Raw genomic sequence first — 25,782 nt, forward strand, 5'->3', positions numbered from 1 at the left:
TTCACCGCGTTACCACGTCGCCCGGAAATTCCGGTAAAGCTGCTCCGCCGCCGTCCGGAACACCGGCATCTTCTCTTCCACCGCCTTCACCAGCAGCGCCCCGCCGCCGGGGCCGGTGATGGCCTCCAGCGCGCAGCGGTATTCGGTGATCTCGCCCCATTCGGGCACCGTGTCGTCGGTCAGTTCCACGTGATACTGGATGCCGAACGCCCGTTCCCCCACCTGTAGCGCCTGGATGGCGCAATGGTCGTTGTGCGCCAGCACCTTGGCCCCCTCCGGCAGCTTCAGCACGGCGGCGCCGTGCCACTGCAGGGTCGGGAAGGTGGGCGGCAGGCCGGTGAAGAACACCGACTCCTGCCCCGCCTGCGTCAAAGACACGTCGGTCACCCCCACCTCGGGGCGCGGCATGAGGCCGACCTTGCCGCCCAGCGCGTCGGCCAGCAGCTGGTGGCCGAGGCAGACGCCGAGATAAGGCTTGCCCGTGGCCGTCCACGCGCGGATCGCCGCCTTCTCGGCCACCAGCCAGGGGTGCTCCTCCTCCTGCCACACATCCATGGGGCCGCCGAACACCATGAGGGCGTCATAACCGTCGAGGGCGGGAATGGCCTCCCCCTCGTCCAGCTCCACGGCGTCCCAGGTCACGCCGTCGGCGCGCATGAAGTCGCGGAAGCTGCCGGGATGCTCGGCGGCCACATGCTGGAAAACGAGGACTCTCAAGGGATTCTCCCGAGGCGGGCGAGGCGGGCACCGGCCATACTGGCGCACCGCCTGCCGGGGCGGCAAGGGCGCCACCGGGTTGGGGATATCGCGAACCGGTATCATTATAAAGTATGATGCTAGGTTTGACCCGCCCGCCCCCTGCCGCCTCGGCCTCGCCATCCTCATCGCGCATCTGAGCGCCTGAGGCTATCCCAAGGCGGTCCCGAGGCCCTCTGGCGCCGGGCGGTGTCTCAGTTTGAAAAGAAGCGCCGGTGGGCCCCGCCCTCCATCCCGTGCCGGCCAACTCCCTCCCCCGCACGCGGGAGAGGGTTCCGGGGTGCACTTGGTCGAAGCCGCAGATGTTTAAGTTGAAATACCGCCTCGTGCCGGCAAACATTGACTCGGACACGGTTCGCGATTAAGAACCCGCCACCTTTCGGGCCGTCAGCGGCCCGTTCGGCGTTTCACGCACCCGTGGCATCGTTCGGCAGCGCGCTGGATGAGCCTGTCGGTGGAAGGGGTCCCGGCACTGCGCTGGAATCTCGTCCGCAGAGGAGGGGCGCGATCCCAATTCAACCAAGACCATCAAGGATCCGCGTTACATGAGCAAGCGCATTGCGGCCAAGCACAAGATCGATCGCCGTATGGGCGAGAACATCTGGGGCCGCTCCAAGAGCCCGGTGAATCGTCGTGAATACGGTCCCGGCCAGCACGGCCAGCGCCGCAAGGGCAAGCTGTCCGACTTCGGCGTGCAGCTGCGCGCCAAGCAGAAGCTGAAGGGCTATTACGGCTCCATCGGCGAGAAGCAGTTCCACAAGGTGTATGTCGAGGCCTCGCGCCTCAAGGGCGACACCGGTGCCAACCTGATCGGCCTGCTGGAGCGCCGGCTCGACGCGGTGGTGTACCGCGCCAAGTTTGTGCCCACCATCTTCGCCGCCCGCCAGTTCGTCTCCCACGGTCACGTGAAGGTGAACGGCCAGCGCGTGAACATCCCGTCCTACCTGGTGAAGGTCGGCGACGTGGTGGAGGTGAAGGAAGCCTCCCGCCAGATGACCCTGGTGCTGGAAGCCCAGCAGCTCGGCGAGCGTGACGTGCCCGACTACATCGAGCTCGACACCAACAAGCTGGCCGCCCGCTTCGCCCGCATCCCGGAGCTGAACGAGGTGCCCTACCCGGTCCAGATGGAACCGAACCTCGTGGTCGAGTTCTATTCGCGCTGACCTGATCGGCGCCCGCCAAACGAAAAGGCCGCCCTCCCGGGCGGCCTTTTTTGCTTTGAGGATCATCGGGGATCCCGGACAGGGCCGGCCGCCATGCGGACGACCCCAGCCCGGCAACGGGCGTTCAGCCCGCCTTCACCTCGGCCGCGGCCAGGGCAAGGAACTCGTCCATGTTGCGGCGGATCTGGTGGTCGGACACGTCCACGCCCTTGGCGTCGAAGTCGCCCCGCAGCTTGCGGAACACATCTTCGTCACCGGCCTCCTGGAGGTCAGCGACCACCACTTCCTTGGCATAGGCTTCAGCTGCCTCGCCGCTGAGGCCGAGGACCTGGGCGGCCCACAGGCCGAGCTTCTTGTTCCGACGGGCGACCGCCTTGAAGCGGGCTTCCTCGTCGAGGGCGAAGCGCTTCTCGAATCCTTCTTCGCGCTTGTCGAACGTGGTCATGGCATCCCTCTTCTGACGCTTTGGCGACCGACGGCCGGCCGGGATCGGATTGGCGGTCCCACGACCGCACGCGTGCCTTGAATATCTCTCACGTCACCCCAGATCAACGGCAGTCAAGCGCTGCCCCATGTCGCGTCCCGCCGCAGGCGGCGAAAACCGGGTGCTGCCGACGGCAGTGCAGTGTTGGAAACACAGGCGGCGCGCAAAGACCAGAGAGCAGGCATGCACAGGCGAACGTGGACGCGCGTTGTGTCGCGGCGCCTGATCGGCTAGTGTCCAAACGGGCCTGGTGTGAACTGGCAACATTCACCCCCCGGTCCCGCCGAGGAGCGTCACCAGAACGGAGCCTTGGCAAACCCATGGATTTCCTCAATCAGCGGTATATTCCCATGAGCCGCCGCCGCCGAATCTACGAAGGCAAGGCGAAAGTCCTTTATGAAGGACCCGAGCCCGGCACACTCATCCAGCACTTCAAAGACGATGCCACCGCCTTCAATGCGAAGAAGCACGATGTCATCGACGGCAAGGGTGTGCTGAACAACCGGATCTCGGAGTACATCTTCTCCCGGTTGAACGACATCGGAGTGCCGACTCACTTCATCCGCCGGCTGAACATGCGCGAGCAGCTCATCCGCGAAGTGGAGATCATTCCGCTCGAGATCGTGGTGCGCAACGTCGCCGCAGGCTCCATCTCGACCCGTCTCGGGATCGAGGAAGGCACGCCGCTGCCGCGCTCCATCATCGAGTTCTATTACAAGAACGACGCGCTCAACGACCCGATGGTGTCGGAAGAGCACATCACCGCCTTCGGCTGGGCCACCACCCAGGAGATCGACGACATCATCGCGCTTGCGATCCGCGTCAACGACTTCCTGTCCGGCCTGTTCCTCGGTGCCGGCATCCGTCTTGTGGATTTCAAGATGGAATGCGGGCGCCTGTGGGAAAACGACATGATGCGGATCGTGGTGGCCGACGAGATCAGCCCCGATTCGTGCCGGCTGTGGGACATGAAGTCCAACGACAAGATGGACAAGGACCGCTTCCGCCGCGACATGGGCGGCCTCGTGGAGGCCTACAGCGAAGTGGCGCGCCGGCTCGGCATCCTCATGGAGAACGACCCGACCCAGGGCAAGGGTCCGGTTCTGGTGAAGTGAGGCGTTGAGCCTTGCTGCCGAAAAATGCTAGGCGGGGGCCGCAATCGGCCCCGGGACATGGCGGGACGGGGGCCTGAAAGGCCCCCGTTTGCATTACGGCCCGGTCCAGATGCCCTGCGTCACGGGCCAAGCCGCGTCGCAGGCCAATACAGAGCAACAGGTGTCATGAAGGCAAAGGTGTCATGAAGGCCCGTGTGATCGTCACCCTGAAGTCGGCGGTGCTGGACCCGCAGGGCAAGGCCATCGAGGGCGCGCTGCGCTCGCTGGGCGTCGCGGGCGTGCAGAGCGTGCGGCAGGGCAAGGTCTTCGACGTGGAACTGGCCGGCAACGACCGCGCTTCCGCCGAGGGCGCCCTGAAGGATGCCTGCGACAAGCTTCTCGCCAATACCGTGATCGAGACCTACAAGGTCGAGTTCGCGGAGTGATGCGCCATGGGCGGCAGGCGCGCATGTGCGGTGCTGCGTCGCCCTTTCGAACGCCGGCTCGACCCAGCCTGTGCCATTGGCCCGTGCCACTGGCCTGCGCCCATTGAGAGATCATGAAACCAGCTGTCATCCTCTTCCCCGGCTCCAACCGTGAGCAGGACGCCGTGCGCGCGCTGCGCCTTGTCGCGGGCGCGAAGCCGCAGGTGGTCTGGCACGCCGAGCATGAACTGCCCCCCGGCACCGACCTCGTCGTGCTGCCCGGCGGCTTCTCCTACGGCGACTATCTGAGGTGCGGCGCCATCGCGGCGCGCGCCAACATCATGGAGGCCGTGCGCGCCCATGCCGCCAGGGGCGGCCTGGTGCTCGGCATCTGCAACGGCTTCCAGATCCTGTGCGAGGCCGGCCTGCTGCCCGGCGTGCTGGTGCGCAACGCCCGCCTGCGCTTCGTCTGCCGCGAGGTGCTGCTGCGGGTGGAGCGGGCCGATACCGCCTTCACCAAGGCCTATCGCAAGAGCGACCTCATCCGCATTCCCGTCGCCCATGGCGAGGGCAACTACACCGCGGACGAGGGCACCATCACCCGGCTGGAGCATGACGGCCGCATCGCCTTCCGCTACGCCCGCCGCGACGGCCAGATCGACCAGACCGACGGCCCCAACGGTGCCATCAACGGCATCGCCGGCATCTATTCCGAAAAGTTCAACGTGCTGGGAATGATGCCGCATCCCGAAAACTACATCGAGCCGGAAATCGGCCCCACCGACGGCCGCGGCCTGTTCGAGAGCCTTGCCGGAGCCCTGAAGGCGGCGTGACCACGCCCCTCAATTCGGATCGAACCGCTGTGAACTCCATCCCCAACACGTCCCGCATCACCCCGGAGCTGGTGGCCGAGCATGGCCTGAAGCCCGAGGAGTACGAGCACTTCGTGAAGCTGATCGGCCGCGAGCCGTCGATCACCGAGCTTGGCATCGTCTCCGCCATGTGGAACGAGCACTGCTCCTACAAGTCGTCCAAGGTCTGGTTGCGCACCCTGCCCACCAAGGGCAAGCGCGTGATCCAGGGGCCGGGCGAGAATGCCGGCGTGGTGGACATCGGCGACGGCCTCGCGGTCATCTTCAAGATGGAAAGCCACAACCACCCCTCCTTCATCGAGCCCTACCAGGGTGCGGGAACGGGCGTGGGCGGCATCCTGCGCGACGTGTTCACCATGGGCGCGCGGCCCATCGCAGCGCTCAACTTCCTGCGCTTCGGCGACTGCCACAATGTGAAGACCCGCCGGCTGCTGGCGGGCGTGGTGGCCGGCATCGGCGGCTATGGCAATTCCTTCGGCGTGCCCACGGTGGGCGGCTCGGTGGGCTTCCACAAGCGCTACAATGGCAACATCCTGGTCAACGCCATGGCGGTGGGCCTCGCCAGGACCGACGAGATCTTCTACGCGGCCGCCACCGGCGTGGGCCGCGCCATCGTCTATCTCGGCTCCAAGACCGGCCGCGACGGCATCCACGGCGCCACCATGGCCTCGGCCGAGTTCGGCGCCGACGCCGAGGAGAAGCGCCCGACCGTGCAGGTGGGCGACCCCTTCGCCGAGAAGCTGCTGCTGGAAGCCTGCCTTGAAATCATGAAGGCGGGCTGCGTGGTGGCGATCCAGGACATGGGCGCCGCCGGCCTCACCAGTTCCGCGGTGGAGATGGGCGCCAAGGGCGGCCTCGGCGTGGAGCTGAACCTCGACGCCGTGCCCTGCCGCGAGACCGGCATGAGCGCCTATGAGATGATGCTGTCCGAGAGCCAGGAGCGCATGCTCATGGTAATCGCCGACGGCAAGGAAGACGAGGCCGAGGCCATCTTCCGCAAGTGGGGGCTGGACTTCGCCATCGTCGGCCGCACCACCGACACCCTGCGCTTCGTGGTGACGCACAACGGCGTGGTGGAAGCGGACCTGCCCATCAAGGACCTGGGCGACCAGGCCCCCGAATACCGCCGCCCCTATGAGGAGCCGCTGCCGCGTCCGGTGGTGGCCCCCGAGGACGTGCGCACCAACGCCTCCGTGGCCGATGCCCTGGAGCGGCTCATCGCCTCGCCGGACCTGTGCTCCAAGCGCTGGGTGTGGGAGCAGTACGACCACCTCATCCTCGGCAACACGGTGCAGCGGCCCGGCGGCGACGCGGCCGTGGTGCGCATCGAAGACGGCCCCAAGGCCCTGGCCCTGACCACCGACGTGACGCCGCGCTATTGCGAGGCCGATCCCTTCGAGGGCGGCAAGCAGGCGGTGGCGGAAGCCTGGCGCAACCTGACCGCCGTGGGCGCGACCCCCATCGCCGTCACCGACAACCTCAATTTCGGCAATCCCGAGAAGCCGGAGATCATGGGCCAGTTCGTGGCCTGCGTGAAAGGCATCGGCGCGGCCTGCGAGGCGCTGGACTTCCCGGTCGTGTCCGGCAACGTCAGCCTCTACAACGAGACCAACGGCAAGGGCATCCTGCCCACCCCCGCCATCGGCGGCGTCGGCCTGATCGAGGACCTCCACACCTCCATGACCCTGGCCTTCAAGGCCGCCGGCGAGCCGGTGCTGCTGGTGGGCAAGACCCAGGGCTGGCTCGGGGCTTCGGCCTTCCTCGCCACCGTCTGCGAGCGCGAGGATGGAGCGCCGCCCCCGGTGGACCTCATCGCCGAGAAGCGCAACGGCGACTTCGTGCGCGGCCTGATCCGCGACGGCCTCGCCACCGCCGTGCATGACATTTCCGACGGCGGCCTCCTCATCGCCATCGCCGAGATGGCCATGGCCGGGCGCGTGGGCACCTCGCTGGAAGACCCGCCGGCCGGCATGGACCCCTACGCCTGGTGGTTCGGCGAGGACCAGGCCCGTTATGTGGTGACTGTTCCCGCCGGCCAGGGCGCCGAGGTGATCCACAAGGCGGAAATGGCGGGCGTGCCCATGGTCAAGATCGGCAAGACCGGCGGAGATCGCTTGATCCTCCCCGACGACCGCTCGATAGTTGTGGAATCGCTTCGCGACCGGCACGAGACGTGGCTGCCCATCTACATGGGTGCCTCGTCCTGAACCGCTCCGCCGTTTTGAGGACCCTGCGACCATGCCCATGAATGCCCGCGAGATCGAGCAGCTCATCAAGGACGCGCTGCCCGACGCGACGGTGGTGATCGAGGATCTGGCCGGCGACGGCGACCACTACGCCGCCCGTATCGTGTCCGCGGCGTTCCGCGGCAAGAGCCGGGTGCAGCAGCACCAGATGGTCTATGCCGCGCTCAAGGGGAACATGGGCGGCGTGCTCCACGCCCTCGCCCTCCAGACCGCCGCGCCGGACTAGATCCGGGGACCTGCGCCCCCGCGCGCCGGCGGTGCGCTCACGCGGCAGTGCACAATGCCCCGGACGCGCCCCCATGGACCCCCCTTGCGCTTTGCCACGCGAGGGCCGATCTTGAAGAATGCTGGCCCTCATTCGGCCGATCAGAATGGATTTGAGACCATGGGTATTCGTGAAGACATCGACGCCATCGTGAAGTCTGGTGACGTGGTCCTGTTCATGAAGGGCACGCCCCAGTTTCCGCAGTGCGGCTTTTCCGGGCAGGTGGTGCAGATCCTCGACCACGTGGGCGTCCCCTTCAAGGGCGTGAACGTGCTCGAAAACGACGCCGTCCGGCAGGGCATCAAGGACTACGCCAGCTGGCCGACCATCCCGCAGCTCTACATCAAGGGCGAGTTCGTGGGTGGCTGCGACATCGTGCGCGAGATGTTCCAGGCCGGCGAACTGGCGACCTTCCTTGAGGAAAAGGGTGTCGCCATCCGCGATCGCGCCGTCGGCTGAGTATTCGAGCGACGTGACCACGCCTGATCAGGCTGCCGCCGCGCCGCTCGCCCTCAAGCTCGCCATCAGCCTGGGGCTGCTGGCGAACGCTGGCCTTGCGATCCTGCTCATCGCCATTTCCGGATTCGTCTTCGGCGCCCAGGAGGGCGCCAACGGCGAAGCCTCTGCGGTGGCTGGCTGGGGCTCGACCCTCGCCATCAGCGTGCTGGCCCCTGCCCTCGGCCTGATGATGTGGCGCCGCGGCCGGCATCAACTGGCCCTCGCCATGGTCTGGCTGCCACCTCTGGCGTTGCTGGTCGGCGCTCTGGTCGTTCTCTGAAGTGGCAGCTCTCTGAGGGGGCAGCCCCAGGGCTTGTCGCCGTCTGGTTCCAAGGCCCGGTGAGCCACGCTCACCAGGCCTTGTCTCATTCCAGCCCGGCCTGCCGCTTGGCAGCGGTGAGGGTGTTCTGGAGCAGGCAGGCGATGGTCATGGGGCCGACCCCGCCCGGCACCGGGGTGATCAGGCCGGCGATGCCCTGCGCTTCCTGATAGGCCACGTCGCCCACGAGGCGCGTCTTGCCGTCGGGCTTGGGAATGCGGTTGATGCCCACGTCGATCACGGTCGCACCGGGCTTGATCCAGTCGCCGCGGACCATCTCCGGCCGGCCCACGGCGGCCACGAGGATGTCAGCGGTGCGGCACTCGCCCGGCAGGTCGCGGGTGCGCGAATGGGCGATGGTGACGGTGCAATCCTCCTTCAGCAGCAGTTGCGCCGCCGGCTTGCCGACGATGTTGGAGCGCCCCAGCACCACCGCCCTGAGGCCCGAAAGGTTGCCCAGATGGTGCTTCAGCAGCATCACGCAGCCGAGCGGCGTGCACGGCACCAGGGCGTCGAGGCCCACCGCGAGGCGGCCGGCATTCACCACATGGAAGCCGTCCACGTCCTTGGCGGGATCGATGGTGGAGAGCACCTTCATGGCATCGATCTGCCCCGGAAGCGGCAGCTGAACCAGAATGCCGTTCACCGCCGGATCGGCGTTGAGCCTGGCGATCAGCGCCAGCAGGTCCGCCTCGGGCGTGTCCACCGCGAGCTTGTGCTCGAAGGAGGTCATGCCGGCCTCCAGGGTCTGGGCCGCCTTGTTGCGCACATAGACCTGGCTGGCCGGGTCCTCGCCCACGAGGACCACCGCGAGCCCTGGCTTGAGACCGTGGGCCGCGCCAAGGCGCGCCACCTCCTGTGCGATGCGGGCCCGCAGCCCGGCTGCGAACGCCTTTCCGTCGATGGGCTTGGTCTCGATCACCACATCCCCCAAATGCTTTGCCCCGCCAGCCGTGGTGCGCCTCGTCCAGCGGAAGGCGGCGCCGCTCGCGGGCCTGATGTTCACCGACCTTGTGTCCACCGCGTCGCGCAAAGGCAAGGCCAGAACGGCGCCTCATCGCCGCAGCGCAGGCAACGCCGCGGCACGCCGCAGATGCCCCAAGGTCGGAGCAATGCCTCTTATAGAGATAATTATTTTCTTGAAAAGAAAATTATCATCCTAGCCCGGTGCGCGCCGCGTGGTCGACGCAACCGACCCCTCGGGCGCATGCTCCCCCACACGGCCGACGGAGGACGCAGGCTCGCCGGAGGCGGCAGCGTCATCCGACGCGACACCGGCATCCGCCACGTGCTGCCGCTCCAGCATGGCGGCCGCGGCCACGAGGGGCAGCGGCGGCGCGAACAGATAGCCCTGCGCCTGCTGGGCGCCGAAGGCCCTGAGGAAGCGCAACTGCTCGCGCGTCTCCACCCCTTCCGCGGTCAGGGTAATGCCGAGGGAGCGGCCGAGCCGGATCACGTATTCCACGATGGCCGACGCATCCCGGTCGGTACCCATGTTGAGGATGAAGGACTTGTCGATCTTGATCTTGGTGATGGGAAAGCGCCGCACATGCACCAGCGAGGCATGGCCGGTGCCGAAATCGTCGAGGGCGAGCCTCACCCCCATGTCCCGCAGCTTCTGGAGCGCCTCCTGGCCCTCGCTGGAGGCGTCGAGGATGGCGCTTTCGGTGATCTCGATCTCCAGCCGGGCCGGATCGAACCCGGTTTCGGCGAGCGCCGCGACCACCATGCCGGCGATGGCGCCCTGGCGCAGGTTGAGCGCCGACATGTTCACCGACAGCGTCACCTCCGGCAGCGCCCGCGCGTCCAGCAGGGCGGCGCGCAGCACATAGGCGTCGAACCGGCCCATGAGGCGGGAGGTCTCGGCCACGGCCAGGAAGGCGCCCGGCAGGAGCCGTCCCTGGGTGGGATGGTCCCAGCGCGCCAGCGCCTCGAAGCCGATGATGCGCTCGCTCTCCACATCCACCTGGGGCTGGTAGACCAGCGTGATCTCGCCCTTGTCCAGCGCCGCCGCGAGTTCCAGCTCGATGCGCCGGTGCTCGATCCGCGCCGCGTCGAACCCCGGCTCGAACAGGCGGTAGAGGCCGGTGCCGTCGGCCTTGGCCTGGTAGAGGGCGACATCGGCGAGCCGCAGCAGGTCCGCGCCGTTGGCGGCGTCCTGGGGCAGGCGCGCGGCGCCCACGCAGGCGCTCAGGCACATCTCGCCGCCCCGCTCCAGCAGGACCGGAGGCGCCAGCGCCTTGAACAGCCGTTGGACCATGCGATCGAGGTCGCCGTCCTCCCGGCAGTGGACCACGGCCACGAATTCATCGCCGCCGAACCGTGCAACCACGCCGCCTTCCCCCAGCGCCTCCTCCGTCCGCCGGGCGAAGGCGCGCAGCAGGTCGTCGCCGGCAGCGTGGCCGGCGCTGTCGTTGATCTCCTTGAAGTCGTCGAGATCCACGAACAGCAGCGCCAGCGTCTCGCCGTTCCGGCGCCGGGCAATGGCGGCGTCCAGCGCCTCGATGAAGGCGCCGCGATTGAGCAGGCCGGTCAGGTAATCCCGCGCGGCCAGCTCCCGCGCCCTGGCCTCGCTGGTGACGAGGTCGGCCGCCATCCGGCGCGCCCGGACCATGAGCACCAGAAACAGCACGGCGAGAAGGGAGGTGAGCACGGCGGCGGCCGGCAGCAGCCCCCACAGCATCTTGCTGCCGGGATGCGCGCCCCGCCACACCAGCTCCGCCTCCGAGCCGTCATAGAGATTGGGGATGAAAACGCCGGTATGCAGCCCGCCACGACCCGGCTGATGGATCAGCTCCACCTCCTCCAGGCTGGCGGGGGCACCCACCATCCGCAGGAATTCAGGGTCGATGACATCCACCGTGATGGCCACCAGCGGCTGCGCCACATCGAGCCCCTCGACCTTTACGTCGAACGGTCGGGCCACCAAAAGGCCCGCGGCATCCTCGGTGGCGACCACGCCTGAGAGCGCCGCCTTCTGCCCGTCGGCGAGAGCCCGCACGACGGCGGGGCGGATCCAGCCGAACGCCCGCAGCTCGTTCTGCTCTCCCCGCTCGGAGGAATAGATGACGCGCCCCCTGGCGTCGGTGATGTAGACGAACTCGAAGCCGAAGCCGCTATTGAGCTTCATGCCGAAACGGCGATGCAGGGGGGTCATGTCCCCGAGCGCCAGATGGTGGAGCGTTTCCTGCTCGTCGGTGGTGGCGACCAGCGCCTGCTCCATCACCGTTTCGCGGGCGTGCAGGGAGGCGAGCAGCGCGGCGCGCTCTCGGGTGCGCGCCTTGTCGTCCTGGCGCAGGCCGGCCAGCACGAAGACCGTGACGAGGCCCGCCACCAGAAGCGCCAGCGCCACCAGGCCCGCCAGAAGGGAACGATAACCAGGGCTGCCCTGTCGGCGGGGAATGGCAGTGCCCTCCTTCATGGGCGGCGTTCAGGCTGGCCGGGGGTCGCGTCACAACGCGCGCGCGGGGCGCGGCAGAGGGCTGATTTGTCCGACAGATTCCCCAGCGGCGCAAGGGGCAGCGGCTTCCCTGCACACACCGCATCCGACGCCAAAAGCCATGCAGCTAGAAGAGGGCCTTGCACCGCTCAGGTTGAAATGCCTGGCGTGAAGGCACCTCTAGGCGCCGAACCACCAGGTGGCGAGGCCGAGGAAGGCGAAGAAGCCCACCGTGTCCGTCACCGTGGTCACGAACACGCCCGACGCCACGGCCGGGTCGAGCTTCAGCCACGAGATGGCGAGCGGAATGAGGATGCCGAACAGGCCCGCCGCCATCATGTTCAAAACCAGCGCGCTGGCGATGACCGCCCCGAGCTGCGCGTTGGCAAACCACGCGCCGGCGATGAGGCCGAGCAGGCACGCCAGCGCCAGCCCGTTGAACAGCCCCACCAGCACCTCGCGCGAGACGATGCGGCGGGCATTGTGGCTGGACAGGTCCTTGGTGGCGAGCGCGCGCACCGCCACGGTCATGGTCTGGGTGGCGGCATTGCCCCCCATGGAGGCGACGATGGGCATGAGCACCGCCAGCGCCACCATCTTCTCGATGGTGGCCTCGAACAGGCCGATGATGGAGGCGGAGATGAAGGCGGTGCCGAGATTGACCACCAGCCAGGGCAGGCGGCTCCTGGCCGTGTAGGCGACGCTGTCGGAAAGCTCCTCGTCGCTGCCCACGCCGGCGAGGGCGCGCAGGTCCTCGTCCGCCTCCTCCTGGATCACGTCCACCACGTCGTCGATGGTCATGACGCCCACGAGCCGGCCGGCATCGTCCACCACCGGGGCCGAGACCAGGTTGTAGCGCTCGAACAGGCGCGCCACGTCCTCCTGGTCGTCGGTGGCCTTCACCCCCTTCAGCTGCTCGGTCTTCACCTGGGTCACCAGCATGGTGCGCCGGGTGCGCAGCAGCCGGTCGAGGGAGACCGAGCCCACCAGCCGGTAGGCCGGGTCCACCACGAACACCTCGTAGAAGGTCTCCGGCAGGTCCGGCGTCTCGCGCATGTAGTCGATGGTGCGGCCCACGGTCCAGAACGGCGGCACGGCGATGAACTCGGTCTGCATGCGCCGGCCGGCGCTGTCCTCGGGATAGTCGAGGGAGCGCCGCAGGGCCACGCGCTCGGGCGCCGGAAGGTGCTGCAGCACCGCGCCCATCTCTTCCTCGTCGAGATCTTCGAGGATGTAGACGGCATCGTCCGAATCGATGTCGCGCATGCCGCGCGCGATGGTGAGCGGCGACAGCCCGCGCAGGATGCCGAGGCGCACCGTCTCGTCCAGCTCGGTCAGCGCGGTGAAGTCGAAGGCGGGACCCAGCAGCTCGATGAGCCGGCGGCGCTCATCGCCGTCCAGCTCCTCGATGAGATCGCCCATGTCGGCTTCGTGGAGGTCGCCGGTGAGCGCCGTCAGCCGGTCCACGTCGCGCGCGGCGATGGCCTCGCGGATGGCCTGCCGGAACCCGTCGGCCAGGGTGCCGTCGGAGTCGCGGACTTCGGGCGCGGCATCCGCACCTTCAGCGACAGGCGCGTCGGCATCCTCGCGCATGGGGTCCTCCCGGTCTTCGAGGCGGGGGTCGGGTGCCCGCTCGGTCGGAGCTTGGGCACGGGTCGGGGATCTGGGGCAGGAAGTCCCGCCAAGCAACGGTGACGGATCGACACCCGTCCGTCGCTCTAGAGGGAAGGCAGTCGTTTGTGAAGCCTTATCCGGCAGATACCGCAGCCCAATGCCCGGGTGGCAGCCCCGCCCGCAGCGCCGGACTTCTGATCCGCCCTTTGGGCGGCCGTGCGCGATCAGCGAAGTGCGGGGCGCACGGCGAGGTCGAGGTTCCTGACCCGATCGAAGCCGATGGCTTCGTCGAGGCCGCGCAGGTCCCAAAGGCGTGCCGAGTTCACGTCCGCACCGGTGAAGGTGGCGCCGGCGACCGTCGCGCCGGTGAGGTTCGCGCCGCCGAGTTCCGCTCCCGTGAGAGTCGCGCGGGACAGGTTCGCGCCGGACAGATCGGCATATTCGAGCATGGTTCGTCCGAGATTGGCGCCGGTGAGGTCGGCCCCGGCAAGATTCGCCGAGGTGAGGTCCCCGCGCATCAGGCCCATGGACTGGTTGCGCATGTCGGCGGAAAGGTCTGCCCCCGCCAGCCGGGCACCCGCCAGGCTGGCGCCGGTGAGATTGGCGGTGATGCGGGCGCCGGCGAGATCCGCCCGATCGAGGCGCGCGCCGATCATCTGGGTACCGAAGAGGCTGGCGCCGGCCAGATGCGCATCGCTGAGGTCCGCGCCCATGAGCCACGCCTGATCCAGCACCACGCCGTCCAGGCGCGCGCCCCTGAGCCGGGCCTTGTTGAGGCGTGCGGTGCGCAACCGCGCGTGGCGCAAGTCGAGACCCGAAAGATCCAGGCCGTTGAGCTGCTTGCCCGTGAGATCGGCGGGATGCTCGGGCGTGGCGGCGGCGAGAAGGGCGACCACCTCGTCCCGTGTCATCTCGGCCTGCGTCATCGCCGGGCCCTGCATGTCGGTATGGCTCAGAAGGCCCTGTGTCCGGGCGCCGGAGGCGGGCAGCACCGCCAGCGTGGCCGATACGACGATCCGGGCGAGAGGGTTGGCATGGCGCACGGCATCCTCCACATGTTCGTTGGGCTGTTATTCGCCACAAAGGCGTGGAAATTACACTCGCCCGGCATCACGGCTGTGTGTGCCGGCCCGTGGCGCGACAGGGACGGCCCTGCCCCGCCACGGCTGGCGCCAAGCATCCGGGAGCGGGCATGACCCAGTCCGGGCCGAACGCGAGCGTAACGCCCCTTGCCCCCGCAGGGTGAACGAAAGGACCACGCGGAAAACGCCATGCCAGCCTCCCTGCGGCGCGCCGCAACGCTTGGTCTCTTCCTTCTTGCGGCCGCCGGCGCAAGCGCCCCCTCCGCGAACGCCGCCGAGACGTGCCCCGGCCGTCCCGACGCCCTCGGCACCGCGCGCGTGCTGGAGATCGAGCCCAAGGGCGTGCGGGTGGGGACGAAGTCGTTTCCCGCCACCCTGCCGCTGGCGCCCAGGGAGGTGGTGCTCACCTTCGACGACGGCCCATGGCCCAAGACCACCGCTGCCGTCCTCGACGCCCTGAAGGCGGAATGCGTCCACGCCACCTTCTTCCTCATCGGCGAGAACGCCAGGGCGCGGCCCGAGCTGGTGCGCCGCGCCCTGGCGGAGGGCCACACCATCGCCCACCACACCCTGACCCATCCCGCCGCGACCCTGGCCAGGATGCCGTTCGAGGCGGCGGTGAAGGAAATCGAGCGCGGCATCGCCGCCGACGAAAAGGCCGCCTATGGCGCGAGCGGGCCGGCGGCCCGGGTGCCCTTCTTCCGCTTCCCCGGCTTCGCCGCGACGCCCGAACTGCTCACCTTTCTGGACGGCAAGGGCATCGCCGTGTTCGGCGCCGATTTCTGGGCCAGCGACTGGAACGTGATGACGCCCGAGGCGGAGCTGGACCTGGTGCTGAAGCGGCTCGATGCGGCGGGCGGGGGCATCGTGCTGTTCCACGACACCAAGACCTACACCGCCGCCATGATTCCCGCCTTCCTGCGCGCCCTCGCCGAGCGCGGTTACACGGTGGTGCACATGGTGCCGAAGCAACCGGGCTGAAGCCCGCGGACGCGAAAGGCCGCCGCGCCGGACTGATACGAAACGGGGCCGGAAACGAAAACGGCGGCCCGAAGGCCGCCGTTTTCGTGGCTTGCGCGCCGTGCGCTGCAAGCTCACCAATCCACTGGTGCGGACGAGAGGACTCGAACCTCCACGGGTCTCCCCACTAGCACCTCAAGCTAGCGCGTCTACCAATTCCGCCACGACCGCAGTCAGGGATGGCTCCGTCCGGGGGTTCCTGTAAGGACCGCTCCCAGCCGGGGGCCATCGTCTAACAGATCGGATTGGCGGCTACAAGTGTCTCCCGTACCGCCCCGCCCGATCCGCGCCCAGCCTGTGGATGACGCATCCCGGCGGGCGGGCGGCACCCGATCCGGTTGACGCCGCCGACCGGGAACGTCCGCTCAGCCATCCCCGGCCGGACGACGGCCGCGTGCTCCGGGGACTGGACCGCGCGGCACGACGGATTATACCAACGGCCGATGAACGGCCTCACCGGCCGTTGGTATCGAGCCGGGCGGCGATCGGTTCTGGCTGTTGCCGAAACCGGCCTTGCTCGGCATCGGTCGAAGCCCCAGCGGCGACTGAGCCTTCTGCCGGATGAATTCCGGCGCAAAGGTATGTAAGCATCTGTCCATGACCGCCTCTGCCCCCCGCGCCAGCCTCGAAACCCAGTTCCAGCCGACCGGCGCCGACGCCCCGGCCGTGGAATGGGCCATCAGCGACGGCCCCATCCCCTACCCCGCCGCGCTTGCCGCCATGGAAGCACGGGTCGCCGCCATCGCCGAGGGCACCGCGCGAGAGTGCGTGTGGCTCTTGGAGCACCCGCCGCTCTACACCGCCGGCACCAGCGCCCGCCCCGAGGACCTCGTGGACGCGCGCTTTCCCGTCTACGAAACCGGGCGCGGCGGGCAGTTCACCTATCACGGCCCGGGCCAGCGCGTGGCCTATGTGATGCTCGACCTGAAGCGCCGCTCACCGGACGTGCGGCGCTATGTGAGCGCGCTGGAGGCCTGGATCATCGCAACCCTGTCGGCATTCAACGTGACCGGCGAGCGGCGGGAAGACCGGGTCGGCGTCTGGGTCCGCCGGCGCGGCGGCGGCGAGGACAAGATCGCCGCCATCGGCATTCGGGTGCGCCGCTGGGTGACGTTCCACGGCATCTCTGTGAACGTGGAGCCGGACCTGTCCCATTTCGGCGGCATCGTGCCCTGCGGCGTGCGCGAGCATGGGGTGACGAGCCTTGCCGACCTCGGCCTGCCGGTGAGCATGGGCGAGGTCGATGCGGTGCTGCGCGTGGCCTTCGAGGCCGTCTTCGGCCCGACCATGCCAGCCGCGGCGCCGACCGCTGTGGCGGCGACGGAAGGCTAGAGCACGCGCCGATCAGCTTGCATCGCAAGCTGATCGGCGAACGCGTTCTCAATCCTAGAGTTAGAGGGCGATTCACCGATCAGGTTGAGTCAATCTGACCGGATCGCGCGAGAGCGCCCAGACGCGGGATGACGCCGGGCGCCCTCCCCTGCGCACGCAGGAGGACGGGCCCCAGTTCCTGGCCGGGATCTAGAGCGTTTTCAAGCGAAGTGGATACCGGTTCGCGTAAAGAAAACGCGTCAAAACAAGATTCTAGAGCATTTCCCGTGAGCCGATGCGAACGGAAAACGCTCTAGCCGGCCAGCGCCGCCGCAATGGCGTCGAGGGCGGCTTCCGCCTTGGCGCCGTCCGGACCGCCGGCCTGTGCCAGGTCGGGACGGCCACCGCCGCCTTTCCCGCCCAGGGCTTCCGAGCCCAGACGCACCAACGCGACCGCGTCGAAGCGGGCGGTGAGATCGGCGGTGACGCCGACCACGATGCCGGCCTTGCCGTCGGAGGTGACGCCGACGATGGCCACCACGCCGGACCCGATCTGCTTCTTGCCCTCGTCCACCAGGCCCTTGAGATCCTTGATCTCGATGCCCTCCACCCGCCGCGCGAGGAGCTTGATGTCGCCTGCGGTGCGCACCGCGTCGCCGGATGCCTCGCCACCGCCGCCCATGGCCAGCTTCTTGCGGGCCTCCGCCAGTTCGCGCTCGAGCCGGCGGCGCTCCTCCACCAGGGTCGCCACCCGCGCCTCCACCTCAGCCACCGGCGCCTTGAGCACCGCCGCAGTCCCCGCCAAAGCGGCGGAGGCAGCGTTGAGGTGCCGGCGCGCGGCGTCGGCGGTCAGCGCCTCGATGCGCCGGACGCCCGACCCCACGGCGCCTTCCGACACCACCGAGATGAGGCCGATGTCACCGGTGCGCTTCACATGGGTGCCACCGCACAGCTCCACTGAATAGGGCGCGCCGTTGCCGTCATCGGTCCCCATGGAGACCACGCGCACCTCGTCACCGTATTTCTCGCCGAACAATGCCCGCGCGCCCGAGGTGATGGCGTCGTCCACGGCCATGACGCGGGTTTCCACCGGCTCGTTGCGCAGCACGAAGCGGTTGGCGATGGTCTCCACCTCGGCGAGTTCCCCGTCGCTGAGGGGCTTGGAATGGGAGAAATCGAACCGCAAGCGGTCCGGTGCCACCAGCGAGCCCTTCTGGGCCACGTGGTCGCCGAGCACCCGCCGCAACGCCTCGTGCAGCAGGTGGGTGGCGGAATGGTTGGCGCGCACGGCGGCCCGGCGGGTGTGGTCCACCTCCAGCACCAGCGCGATGCCGCGCTTCAGGGTGCCGGCCTCGACCTTCACCTCATGGACGAAGAGATCGCCGAGCTTCTTCTGGGTGGCCACCACTTGCGCGGTGACGCCGCCCTCCCCGCTCACCCGCCCGACATCACCCACCTGGCCGCCCGATTCGGCATAGAACGGGGTCTGGTTGAGGATGATCAGGCCCTTCTCGCCAGCAGCAAGGCTGTCCACCACGGCGCCGTCACGCACCAGGGCCGCAACGACGCCCTCCGCCTTCTCCGTCTCATAGCCAAGAAACTCGGTGGCCCCTACCTCGTCGCGCACGGAGAACCACAGCGTATCAGTGGCCGCCTCGCCCGAGCCGGCCCAGCTCGCCCGGGCCTCCGCCTTCTGCCGCGCCATGGCGGCATCGAACGCCGTGGTGTCCACCGAAATGCCGCGGGCGCGCAGGGCATCCTGGGTCAGATCGAGGGGGAAACCGTAGGTGTCATAGAGCTTGAACGCCACCTCCCCGGGGAACTGCCCGCCGGACGTCAGCCCCGTGCTCTCCTCCTCCAGGATGGAGAGGCCGCGCTCGAGGGTGCGGCGGAAGCGCGTCTCCTCCAGCAGCAAGGTCTCTTCGGCGAGGGATTCGGCGCGCACGATCTCGGGGTAGGCCCGGCCCATCTCCCGCACCAGGATCGGCACCAGGCGATGCATCAGGGGATCCTTGGCGCCCAGCAGCTGCGCGTGGCGCATGGCCCGGCGCATGATCCGGCGCAGCACGTAGCCGCGCCCCTCGTTGGAGGGCAGCACCCCATCCGCCGTCAGGAAGACCGACGCCCGCAGGTGGTCGGCGATGACCCGGTGGCTCGCCTTCTGCGGACCGTCCGGGTCCACCGAGGTCAGTTCGGCCACCTCGGCGATGAGGGCGCGCATGAGGTCGGTGTCATAATTGTCGTGCACGCCCTGGAGCACGGCCGAGACCCGTTCAAGCCCCATGCCGGTGTCGATGGACGGCCGCGGCAGCGCCAGGCGCTCGCCCCCCGGCAGCTGCTCGAACTGCATGAAGACGAGGTTCCAGATCTCGATGAAGCGGTCGCCGTCCTGGTCTGCCGAGCCGGGGGGACCGCCGGGCACGTGCGGGCCGTGGTCAAAAAAGATCTCCGAGCAGGGGCCGCACGGGCCGGTGTCGCCCATGGACCAGAAATTGTCGGAGGTGGGGATGCGGATGATCTTGTCGTCGCTCAGGCCGGCGATCTTCTTCCACAGGCCGTAGGCTTCCTCGTCCTCGCTGAAGACGGTGACCACGAGGCGATCGCGCGGCAGGTCGAAGGTGCGGGTGACGAGATTCCAGGCCAACTCGATGGCCCGATCCTTGAAATAGTCCCCGAACGAGAAATTGCCGAGCATCTCGAAGAAGGTGTGGTGCCGCGCGGTATAGCCCACATTGTCGAGGTCGTTGTGCTTGCCGCCGGCGCGCACGCACTTCTGGGAGGTCGCAGCACGGGAATAGGGCCGCTTCTCGACGCCGGTGAAGACGTTCTTGAACTGCACCATGCCCGCATTGGTGAACATGAGCGTCGGGTCGTTCTGCGGCACGAGGGGCGAGGAGGCGACCGCCTCGTGGCCCTCTTTGACGAAGTAGTCGATGAAGCTCGACCGGATCTCGTTGACGCCGCTCATGTGCCGGCCACAATCCTTAGGTGCCGGTCCCAGCGTGGAAGCCGGCTCTGGTGATCGCTTCGCGCCAGCGCCGCCCGAAGGCCCGCCGCGCGGTTCCCGCGAAGGCGAAATGACGCCCGCCGGAACCGGGTTCGTTTAGCGATGGGTGCGCCGCTTGTCCAGAAACGCCTCGGCGAGCCCTGCTCAGGCGTCGGCCGGGTCGCCGTCGGCATCCTCCTCCGGCGTTCCGGCAAGGATCTTTTCGGCGATGAGGCCCGCATTCTGGCGGATCGCCGCCTCGATGCGGCCGGCCACCTCCTGGTTCTGCTTCAGGAAGGTCTTGGCGTTCTCGCGGCCCTGGCCCAGGCGCTGGCTGTCGTGGGAAAACCAGGCGCCGGACTTCTCCACCACGCCGGCCTTGACGCCGAGATCGAGCAGTTCGCCGGTCTTGGAGATCCCCTCGCCGTACATGATGTCGAACTCCACCTGCTTGAAGGGCGGCGCGAGCTTGTTCTTCACCACCTTCACGCGGGTCTGGTTGCCCACCACTTCGTCGCGCTCCTTGATCATGCCGATGCGACGGATGTCGAGCCGCACCGAGGCATAGAATTTGAGCGCGTTGCCGCCGGTGGTGGTCTCCGGCGAACCGTACATGACGCCGATCTTCATCCGGATCTGGTTGATGAAGATGACCATGGTGTTGGACTTGGAGATGGATGCCGTAAGCTTGCGGAGCGCCTGGCTCATGAGGCGCGCCTGCATGCCGGGCTGGCTGTCGCCCATCTCGCCGTCGAGTTCGGCGCGCGGGGTGAGCGCCGCCACCGAATCAACCACCAGCACGTCGATGGCGCCCGAGCGCACCAGCGTGTCGGCGATTTCCAGCGCCTGCTCTCCCGCGTCGGGCTGGGAGATGAGCAGCTCATCGAGATTGACGCCGAGCTTGCGCGCATAGATCGGGTCGAGGGCATGCTCGGCATCGATGAAGGCGCAGGTGCCGCCGCGCTTCTGCGCTTCCGCCACCGTGTGGAGCGCCAGGGTGGTCTTGCCGGACGATTCCGGTCCGAAGATCTCGACGACGCGCCCCTTGGGCAGGCCGCCGATGCCGATGGCAATGTCGAGCCCGAGCGAGCCGGTGGGAATGCTCTCGATTTCCAAGGCTTTGCCGCCCTTGCCGAGCCGCATGATCGAGCCCTTGCCGAAATGCCGCTCAATCTGGGAGAGAGCGGCATCCAGCGCCTTGGTCTTATCCATGGAAGAACCTTCGACGAGTCTGAGTGTCGACTGAGTCATCGCCGCGCTCCGGTGCTGGTGCAAGGGGAAATGAGAACGCAGCACATGTACATGCTTTGTTCTCAGTTCGCAATATGTTCTCATTTCCCGCGCCCTCGCATTTTCGCCCGCTCGCCGCCGAAGCCCGACCTGCACCCTCCGCCTCCCCGCTTGACAGCCGCATTTCTTGATCAATAATCAGATTGTCGGACAAACAGAATAACGACGCTCAAAGAGGCGCCGAAGGTGTCCGCGGGGAGGAAAGCATGGCAATGAAACGGATTTGCGCGGGCCTCGTCGGCGCGGCGCTGCTGGCGGCCGCCGGCACGGCGGCGGCCCAGGTGCCGGCGCGGGGCATCAAGGTCGGCGTGCTCACCGATCTCAGCGGTGTCTACACCGACCTCGTGGGGCAAGGCTCCATCGAGGCCGCCAGGATGGCGGTGGAGGATTTCGGCGGCACCATCGACGGCAAGCCCATCACCATCGTCTCCGCCGACGGGCAGAACAAGGCGGACGTGGGCGCCTCCATCGCCCGGCGCTGGATCGACGAAGAGAATGTGGACGTGATCGTGGACGTGCCGAACACGGCCATCGCCCTCGCGGTGCAGGAGATCACCCGCGCCAAGAACAAGGTGCTGCTGAACACCGGCGCCGGCTCCACGGTCTTCACCAACAAGGCCTGCTCGCCCACCTCGTTCCACTGGGTCTATGATTCCTACGCCATGGCCAATGGCACCGCCCGCTCGGTGGTCGCCGAGGGCGGCGACAGCTGGTACTTCCTGACGGCGGACTACGCCTTCGGCCAGTCGCTGGAGCGGGACGCGTCCGAGGTCATCCGCGCCAATGGCGGCAAGGTGCTGGGCTCGGTGCGCCACCCGCTGAGCAATGCGGATTTCTCCTCCTTCCTGCTGCAGGCACAGGCCTCCGGCGCCAAGGTGATCGCATTCGCCAACGGCGGGGCGGACCTGATCACTTCCCTCAAGCAGGCCCATGAATTCGGCATCGGCGGCGACAAGCAGCGCCTCGCGGCCATGGTCATCTTCATCACCGACATCCACGCCCTTGGCCTCACCCGGGCGCAGGGCCTGCTGCTGACCACCGGCTTCTATTGGGACATGGATGCGCAGAACCGCGCCTGGTCCGAACGCTGGGCCAGGCGCATGGGCGGCCGCAAGCCCACCATGCTGCATGCGGGGGTCTATTCGGCGGTGCTGCACTTCCTGCGCTCCGCCAAGGCCGCCAATTCGGTGGAGGGCAATGTGGTGGCCGACAAGATGCGCGAACTGCCCATCGACGACTTCTTCGCCCGCAACGGCTCCATCCGCCCCGACGGCCGGATGATCCACGACATGTATCTGGCCCAGGTGAAGACCCCGGCCGAATCCAAGGGGCCGTGGGACTATCTGAAGATCGTCCGCACCATTCCCGCGGCGGATGCCTTCCAGCCCCTGTCGCGCAGCGAATGCCCGCTGGTGAAGAAATGACCCTTCAGCGGGGGTGGGGCCGCGCGCCCCGGCTCCCGCGCACGCAACAGGACCGCCTTCCCGATCCGCATGGGACGCGCTCCCGGCCGCTTTTGACGCGAGGATCCATGCCTGTCGCACCTCCCCCTGTCGCACCCACGCCTGTCGCAGCCCCACCGGCACCGGCCGCCGCAGGTTTCGATGCCGAAGCGCTGGCGCGCCATCTCGCCGCGCGCGTGCCGGGCTTCTGCGGGCCGGTGGGGGTAGAACCGATCTCCGGTGGGCAGTCCAATCCCACCTTCTTCGTGGACAGTCCCAGCCACCGGCTGGTGCTGCGCAAGCAGCCGGGCGGGCCGGTTTTGCCCTCGGCCCACGCGGTGGACCGCGAGCACCGCATCCAGCACGCCCTGCGCGACAGCGCGGTGCCGGTGCCGCGCATGGTGCACTTCTGCGCTGACCCGGCGGTGATCGGCACGCCCTTCTATGTGATGGAGCGGCTGGACGGCCGGGTGTTCGGCGATTGCGGCCTTGCCGCCGCGCCGGTGGGCGAGCGCAAGGCCATGTACCGCAGCGCCGCCGACATGCTGGCGCGGCTCCATGGGGTGGATTGGCGCGCTGCGGGGCTCGGCGATTATGGCCGGCCCGACGGCTATTTCGAGCGGCAGGTGGCGCGCTGGACCCGGCAGTGGCAGCAATCGCGCACCCGCGAGCTGGCGGAGGTGGACGCGCTCATCGACTGGCTGCCGCGCCACTTCCCCGCCTCCGGCGCACCCGCCATCGCCCATGGGGATTTTCGCATCGGCAACCTCATGTTCCACCCCGTGGAGCCGCGGGTGATCGGCGTGCTGGACTGGGAACTGTCCACCATCGGCGATCCCATGGCGGATGTGGCCCATTTCGGCGTCACCTGGGACACAAGGCCGGAGGAATACGGCGGCCTCAGGGGCACCGATCTGGCCGCGCAGGGCCTGCCGGAGCGGGAGGATTTCCTTAGCTGGTATGGCGCCGCCGGCGGCCGGGCGGAGGATTTTGCACCGTTCCACCGGGTGTTCGCCCTGTTCCGTTTCGCCGTGATCTTCGAGGGCATCGCCGCCCGCGCCAGGAACGGCAACGCCGCCGCCGAAGGCGCCGAACGCGTCGGCCGCCTGTCCGAGAATTACGCGCGCCGCGCCGTCGAACTCATCACCACGGGCGCCGCCTGAGGGCCGCCTGCGGGAACAAGGAAGACAAGAGATGGATTTTGCCTATTCCGACAAGGTCGAGGGGCTGCGCGCGCGTGTCAGCGACTTCATGGCGGCGCACGTGCTGCCGGCCAACACCCAGTGGCACCGCGAGGTGGAGGCGGGCCGCTATCCCCTCGACCTGATCGAGCGGCTGAAGGCGAAGGCCTATTCGGAGGGCCTGTGGAACCTCTTCCTGCCCGCCCTGAAGGACGACGAGCCGGGCATGCGCCTCACCAATCTGGAATATGCCCCGCTGGCGGAGATCATGGGCCGCATTCCCTGGGCAGCGGAAGTGTTCAACTGCAACGCGCCGGACACCGGGAACATGGAGATCCTCCACATGTTCGCCACGCCGGCGCAGCGCGAACAATGGCTTTTGCCGCTGCTGGAGGGGCGCATCCGCTCCTGCGTCGGCATCACCGAACCGGACACCGCCTCCTCCGACCCTACCAATTTGCAGACCACCATCCTGCGTGACGGCGACGACTACGTCATCAACGGCCGCAAGTGGTTCACCACCGGCGCCAAGCACCCCAACAACCGCTTCGTGATCGTGATGGGCCTGTCCGATCCACGGCCGGAGGCCGATCCCCACGCCCGCCATTCCATGGTCATCGTGCCGTTCGATACGCCAGGCGTGCGGCTGGTGCGGGATGTGCCCATCATGCACCACCATGCGCCGGAGGGGCATTGCGAGGTGCTGCTGCGCGACGTGCGGGTGCCCGCGGAGAACCTCCTCGGGCAGGAGGGACAGGGCTTTGCGCTGGCCCAGGCACGGCTCGGGCCGGGGCGGGTGCATCACTGCATGCGCACCATCGGCCAGTGCGAATTGGCGCTGGAGCTGCTGATGGAGCGCGCGCTGGAGCGGCGCACCTTCGGGCGCCACCTCGCCGACTATGCCAACATCCAGGACTGGATCGCCCAGTCCCGTATCGAGATCGACCAGCTGCGCCTGCACGTGCTGCGCGCCGCATGGCTCATGGACCGGGCCGGCAACCAGGCCGCCCGCATCGAGGTCTCCGCCATCAAGGTGGCGGCGGCGCGGGTGCAGACGCAGGTGGTGGACCGGGCCATCCAGGTGTTCGGCGCCATGGGCCTCACCCCCGACACGCCGCTGTCCTACCTGTGGACCTGGGGCCGGGCCATGCGCTTCATCGACGGGCCGGACGAGGTGCACCTGCGCACCATCGCCCGCGACGAGCTGAAGAAGGCCAAGGCCCGGCGCGGCAGCACCGCCGCCTATCTCATCCCCCCCAGCGCCCATCAGGCGTGATCGCAGAAAGGGGTCCGCCATGCGTGGCTGGCGCGTGCATGAGATTACCGAAGACGGCGCCATGGTGTTCGGCGACTGCCCGGACCCGCGCGCCACCGGCGACGGCTGCGTGGTGAAGGTGGCGGCGGCGGGGGTCAACTTCCTCGATACGCTGATGATCCGCGGCCGCTACCAGGTGAAGCCGCCCCTGCCCTTCACCCCCGGCATCGAGGTGGCGGGCACGGTGGTGGAGGCCGGGCCGGACAGCCGGTTCCGCCCCGGCGACCGGCTGTGCGCGCTCATGGACCACGGCGGCTTCGCCGATCATGCAGCGGTGCCGGCGCTGGGCGCGCAGAAGCTGCCCGACGACTTCCCCCTGCGCGAGGCCGTGGCCCTGCCGGTGATCTATCCCACCGCCCATCTCGCCCTGCGCCACCGCGCCGGCCTGAAGGCGGGCGAGACGGTGCTGGTGCATGCGGGGGCGGGCGGCGTCGGGTCCGCGGCGATCCAGCTGGCGCGTCACTGGGGGGCACGGGTGATCGCAACCGCCGGCGGGCCGCAGAAAACGGCCCTGTGCCGTGACCTCGGCGCCGACGAGATCATCGACTATGCCGCCGAGCCGCTGGTGGAGCGGGTGAAGGAGATCACCCACGGCCGGGGCGTGGATGTCATCGTCGATCCGGTGGGCGGCAAGGTCGCGGTGGACAGCCTGAGGTGCCTCGCCTGGGGCGGGCGGCTCGTCATCGTGGGCTTTGCCGGCGGGGCGGTGGCGGACCTGCCCTCCAACCGGCTGCTGCTGAAGAACGCCGCCGCCATGGGTGTCTATTGGGGCGCCTACCGCCAGCATCGTCCCGAGCTGGTGGGCGTCCTGTTCGACGAATTGTTCGCGCTGCGCCGGACCGGGGCCATTGTCCCGCTCATCCGCGACGTGTTCCCGCTCGCGCAGGCGCCGGCGGCGCTGGAGGCGCTGGCGGGCCGGCGCACCGTGGGCAAGGTGGTGCTGGAGCCGTGAGCGGGGGACGGGCCTCGCATAAAGTGAT

The 25,782-nt window shown here is 68.3% G+C and carries 22 protein-coding genes and 1 tRNA gene; 14 read left to right on the top strand and 9 right to left on the bottom strand.

Annotated features, from left to right (window positions below; translation table 11 throughout):
- Positions 1-9: 9 nt before the first annotated feature.
- Complete coding sequence (locus K9U41_RS03045) at positions 10-717, bottom strand: type 1 glutamine amidotransferase (protein WP_282639393.1); 708 nt, start codon at positions 715-717, stop codon at positions 10-12.
- A 584-nt stretch (positions 718-1,301) separates the two neighbouring features.
- On the opposite strand from K9U41_RS03045, the gene rpsD reads away from it, so the two are divergent.
- Positions 1,302-1,919: a 30S ribosomal protein S4 gene (rpsD, locus tag K9U41_RS03050; protein ID WP_138398902.1), complete on the top strand. Its 618-nt coding sequence runs from the start codon at positions 1,302-1,304 to the stop codon at positions 1,917-1,919.
- Between the two features lie 124 nt (positions 1,920-2,043).
- Here the strand turns inward: rpsD and K9U41_RS03055 are convergent, their stop codons facing one another.
- A complete protein-coding gene (locus tag K9U41_RS03055) occupies positions 2,044-2,364 on the bottom strand; it encodes a DUF1476 domain-containing protein (RefSeq protein ID WP_282639394.1) in 321 nt (106 codons plus the stop codon).
- Positions 2,365-2,723: 359 nt separating this feature from the next.
- Between K9U41_RS03055 and purC the strand changes: the two genes are divergently transcribed.
- The 7 genes from purC to K9U41_RS03090 all read left to right on the top strand — a co-directional run bounded on the left by purC (position 2,724) and on the right by K9U41_RS03090 (position 8,083).
- On the top strand, positions 2,724-3,518 hold the full coding sequence (gene purC, locus K9U41_RS03060; protein ID WP_138398904.1) for a phosphoribosylaminoimidazolesuccinocarboxamide synthase: 795 nt from the start codon (positions 2,724-2,726) through the stop codon (positions 3,516-3,518).
- A gap of 182 nt (positions 3,519-3,700) precedes the next feature.
- Positions 3,701-3,943 carry a phosphoribosylformylglycinamidine synthase subunit PurS gene (purS, locus tag K9U41_RS03065; protein WP_012116060.1) on the top strand — a complete coding sequence of 81 codons (243 nt, stop codon included), beginning with the start codon at positions 3,701-3,703 and terminating at the stop codon, positions 3,941-3,943.
- A 113-nt stretch (positions 3,944-4,056) separates the two neighbouring features.
- The gene (purQ, locus tag K9U41_RS03070; protein WP_282639395.1) at positions 4,057-4,755 is read left to right on the top strand and encodes a phosphoribosylformylglycinamidine synthase subunit PurQ; all 699 of its coding nucleotides are present in this window, start codon (positions 4,057-4,059) and stop codon (positions 4,753-4,755) included.
- Complete coding sequence (gene purL / locus K9U41_RS03075; protein ID WP_282639396.1) at positions 4,752-7,001, top strand: phosphoribosylformylglycinamidine synthase subunit PurL; 2,250 nt, start codon at positions 4,752-4,754, stop codon at positions 6,999-7,001. The genes purQ and purL overlap by 4 nt, the downstream gene beginning before the upstream one ends.
- A gap of 31 nt (positions 7,002-7,032) precedes the next feature.
- Positions 7,033-7,266, top strand: a complete 234-nt coding sequence (locus K9U41_RS03080; protein WP_012116057.1) for a BolA family protein — start codon at positions 7,033-7,035, stop codon at positions 7,264-7,266.
- 159 nt (positions 7,267-7,425) lie between these two features.
- Positions 7,426-7,764, top strand: a complete 339-nt coding sequence (gene grxD / locus K9U41_RS03085; protein ID WP_282639397.1) for a Grx4 family monothiol glutaredoxin — start codon at positions 7,426-7,428, stop codon at positions 7,762-7,764.
- A gap of 13 nt (positions 7,765-7,777) precedes the next feature.
- Positions 7,778-8,083, top strand: coding sequence for a hypothetical protein (locus K9U41_RS03090; protein WP_282639398.1), 306 nt, complete (start codon positions 7,778-7,780; stop codon positions 8,081-8,083).
- Positions 8,084-8,168: 85 nt separating this feature from the next.
- On the opposite strand, the gene folD is transcribed toward K9U41_RS03090, so the two are convergent.
- The 4 genes from folD to K9U41_RS03110 all read right to left on the bottom strand — a co-directional run bounded on the left by folD (position 8,169) and on the right by K9U41_RS03110 (position 14,218).
- A complete protein-coding gene (gene folD / locus K9U41_RS03095) occupies positions 8,169-9,041 on the bottom strand; it encodes a bifunctional methylenetetrahydrofolate dehydrogenase/methenyltetrahydrofolate cyclohydrolase FolD (RefSeq protein ID WP_282639428.1) in 873 nt (290 codons plus the stop codon).
- A gap of 240 nt (positions 9,042-9,281) precedes the next feature.
- Positions 9,282-11,543, bottom strand: a complete 2,262-nt coding sequence (locus K9U41_RS03100; RefSeq protein WP_282639399.1) for a putative bifunctional diguanylate cyclase/phosphodiesterase — start codon at positions 11,541-11,543, stop codon at positions 9,282-9,284.
- Positions 11,544-11,741: 198 nt separating this feature from the next.
- A complete protein-coding gene (gene mgtE, locus K9U41_RS03105; protein WP_282639400.1) occupies positions 11,742-13,154 on the bottom strand; it encodes a magnesium transporter in 1,413 nt (470 codons plus the stop codon).
- 245 nt (positions 13,155-13,399) lie between these two features.
- Positions 13,400-14,218: a pentapeptide repeat-containing protein gene (locus tag K9U41_RS03110; protein WP_282639401.1), complete on the bottom strand. Its 819-nt coding sequence runs from the start codon at positions 14,216-14,218 to the stop codon at positions 13,400-13,402.
- Positions 14,219-14,446: 228 nt separating this feature from the next.
- On the opposite strand from K9U41_RS03110, the gene K9U41_RS03115 reads away from it, so the two are divergent.
- Complete coding sequence (locus K9U41_RS03115) at positions 14,447-15,238, top strand: polysaccharide deacetylase family protein (RefSeq protein ID WP_282639402.1); 792 nt, start codon at positions 14,447-14,449, stop codon at positions 15,236-15,238.
- Between the two features lie 125 nt (positions 15,239-15,363).
- Here the strand turns inward: K9U41_RS03115 and K9U41_RS03120 are convergent.
- Positions 15,364-15,448, bottom strand: a tRNA-Leu gene (locus K9U41_RS03120).
- A 426-nt stretch (positions 15,449-15,874) separates the two neighbouring features.
- On the opposite strand from K9U41_RS03120, the gene lipB reads away from it, so the two are divergent.
- A complete protein-coding gene (lipB, locus tag K9U41_RS03125; protein WP_282639403.1) occupies positions 15,875-16,609 on the top strand; it encodes a lipoyl(octanoyl) transferase LipB in 735 nt (244 codons plus the stop codon).
- Between the two features lie 292 nt (positions 16,610-16,901).
- Here lipB and alaS read toward each other — a convergent pair whose 3' ends face one another.
- Positions 16,902-19,556 (bottom strand): alanine--tRNA ligase, encoded by a 2,655-nt coding sequence (gene alaS / locus K9U41_RS03130; protein ID WP_282639404.1) that lies wholly within the window; start codon positions 19,554-19,556, stop codon positions 16,902-16,904.
- A gap of 183 nt (positions 19,557-19,739) precedes the next feature.
- Positions 19,740-20,825 carry a recombinase RecA gene (gene recA / locus K9U41_RS03135; RefSeq protein ID WP_282639405.1) on the bottom strand — a complete coding sequence of 362 codons (1,086 nt, stop codon included), beginning with the start codon at positions 20,823-20,825 and terminating at the stop codon, positions 19,740-19,742.
- 245 nt (positions 20,826-21,070) lie between these two features.
- Between recA and K9U41_RS03140 the strand changes: the two genes are divergently transcribed.
- From K9U41_RS03140 to K9U41_RS03155, 4 genes are all read left to right on the top strand, one after another.
- On the top strand, positions 21,071-22,288 hold the full coding sequence (locus K9U41_RS03140; protein WP_282639406.1) for an ABC transporter substrate-binding protein: 1,218 nt from the start codon (positions 21,071-21,073) through the stop codon (positions 22,286-22,288).
- 107 nt (positions 22,289-22,395) lie between these two features.
- Positions 22,396-23,469 (top strand): phosphotransferase family protein, encoded by a 1,074-nt coding sequence (locus K9U41_RS03145; RefSeq protein WP_282639407.1) that lies wholly within the window; start codon positions 22,396-22,398, stop codon positions 23,467-23,469.
- Between the two features lie 31 nt (positions 23,470-23,500).
- A complete protein-coding gene (locus K9U41_RS03150) occupies positions 23,501-24,763 on the top strand; it encodes an acyl-CoA dehydrogenase family protein (protein WP_282639408.1) in 1,263 nt (420 codons plus the stop codon).
- Positions 24,764-24,782: 19 nt separating this feature from the next.
- Complete coding sequence (locus K9U41_RS03155; protein WP_282639409.1) at positions 24,783-25,754, top strand: NADPH:quinone oxidoreductase family protein; 972 nt, start codon at positions 24,783-24,785, stop codon at positions 25,752-25,754.
- Positions 25,755-25,782 lie beyond the last annotated feature (28 nt).

Origin of the sequence: Xanthobacter autotrophicus, assembly GCF_029991245.1 — a bacterium.
In the GTDB taxonomy this organism is placed as follows: Bacteria; Pseudomonadota; Alphaproteobacteria; order Rhizobiales; family Xanthobacteraceae; genus Xanthobacter; species Xanthobacter autotrophicus_C.

What these genes read in the sequence shown, in the direction of transcription:
- K9U41_RS03115 (WP_282639402.1), top strand. Translation starts at nt 14,447, where the DNA reads ATGCCAGCCTCCCTGCGGCGCGCCGCAACGCTTGGTCTCTTCCTTCTT.
- K9U41_RS03100 (WP_282639399.1), bottom strand. Translation starts at nt 11,543, where the DNA reads ATGAAGGAGGGCACTGCCATTCCCCGCCGACAGGGCAGCCCTGGTTAT.
- alaS (WP_282639404.1), bottom strand. Translation starts at nt 19,556, where the DNA reads ATGAGCGGCGTCAACGAGATCCGGTCGAGCTTCATCGACTACTTCGTC.
- purQ (WP_282639395.1), top strand. Translation starts at nt 4,057, where the DNA reads ATGAAACCAGCTGTCATCCTCTTCCCCGGCTCCAACCGTGAGCAGGAC.
- K9U41_RS03080 (WP_012116057.1), top strand. Translation starts at nt 7,033, where the DNA reads ATGCCCATGAATGCCCGCGAGATCGAGCAGCTCATCAAGGACGCGCTG.
- K9U41_RS03140 (WP_282639406.1), top strand. Translation starts at nt 21,071, where the DNA reads ATGGCAATGAAACGGATTTGCGCGGGCCTCGTCGGCGCGGCGCTGCTG.
- K9U41_RS03155 (WP_282639409.1), top strand. Translation starts at nt 24,783, where the DNA reads ATGCGTGGCTGGCGCGTGCATGAGATTACCGAAGACGGCGCCATGGTG.
- K9U41_RS03055 (WP_282639394.1), bottom strand. Translation starts at nt 2,364, where the DNA reads ATGACCACGTTCGACAAGCGCGAAGAAGGATTCGAGAAGCGCTTCGCC.
- grxD (WP_282639397.1), top strand. Translation starts at nt 7,426, where the DNA reads ATGGGTATTCGTGAAGACATCGACGCCATCGTGAAGTCTGGTGACGTG.
- mgtE (WP_282639400.1), bottom strand. Translation starts at nt 13,154, where the DNA reads ATGCGCGAGGATGCCGACGCGCCTGTCGCTGAAGGTGCGGATGCCGCG.
- lipB (WP_282639403.1), top strand. Translation starts at nt 15,875, where the DNA reads ATGACCGCCTCTGCCCCCCGCGCCAGCCTCGAAACCCAGTTCCAGCCG.
- purS (WP_012116060.1), top strand. Translation starts at nt 3,701, where the DNA reads ATGAAGGCCCGTGTGATCGTCACCCTGAAGTCGGCGGTGCTGGACCCG.
- rpsD (WP_138398902.1), top strand. Translation starts at nt 1,302, where the DNA reads ATGAGCAAGCGCATTGCGGCCAAGCACAAGATCGATCGCCGTATGGGC.
- K9U41_RS03145 (WP_282639407.1), top strand. Translation starts at nt 22,396, where the DNA reads ATGCCTGTCGCACCTCCCCCTGTCGCACCCACGCCTGTCGCAGCCCCA.
- recA (WP_282639405.1), bottom strand. Translation starts at nt 20,825, where the DNA reads ATGACTCAGTCGACACTCAGACTCGTCGAAGGTTCTTCCATGGATAAG.
- purC (WP_138398904.1), top strand. Translation starts at nt 2,724, where the DNA reads ATGGATTTCCTCAATCAGCGGTATATTCCCATGAGCCGCCGCCGCCGA.
- K9U41_RS03150 (WP_282639408.1), top strand. Translation starts at nt 23,501, where the DNA reads ATGGATTTTGCCTATTCCGACAAGGTCGAGGGGCTGCGCGCGCGTGTC.